Below are 539 nucleotides of genomic sequence, written 5' to 3' on the forward strand. Positions count from 1 at the left end.
CGGGTACCTTCGTGCCGAGGGACAACTCGTTCTTCGCGAGCCCGATCCCCGCCGTCGGCCTCGCCGGTGCCGTGCTCGCGCTCGTCTGCGCCGCCCTCGCGATCGCCCTGCGGGCGACCCGCTGGCGCAATGCGCCCGGCCGGCCCACGATCATCGCCGAATACCTGCCGCCGAAGGGTGTCAACCTGCTCCAGGCCGGCGAGGTGACCCGCACGTCCACGAAGGCCATCACCGCCCAGTTCCTGCAGTTCGCCGTGCGCGGCAACGTGCGGGTGCTCGAAGGCTCAGGGTCCAAGCACTACCTGCTCGAGCTGCGGGACACCCGGGGCGTCGACGCGACGGAGCTCTCCATGCTCGGCCACCTCTTTCCCGGGCTGAAACCGGGCACCCAGCGCGACCTCAAGAAGAAGAGCACCAGCCTCACCACCGCGCTTCAGGGCGAACTGCGGGCGACCCGCCGGGCGGCGATCCCCGCCGGTTTCCGTGAGAAGAAGGGCGGGTCCCTGCGTTCCGCGCTGCTCGGCCTCTCCGTTGTCGGC

Annotated in this window: 1 pseudogene; it reads left to right on the forward strand. The window is 71.1% G+C overall.

Annotated elements, in window-relative coordinates:
• Positions 1-539: pseudogene (locus QN345_RS19740) on the forward strand (DUF2207 domain-containing protein); the annotation flags it as partial.

Origin of the sequence: Cryobacterium sp. 10I1, from assembly GCF_035019805.1 — a bacterium.
In the GTDB taxonomy this organism is placed as follows: Bacteria; Actinomycetota; Actinomycetes; order Actinomycetales; family Microbacteriaceae; genus Cryobacterium; species Cryobacterium glucosi.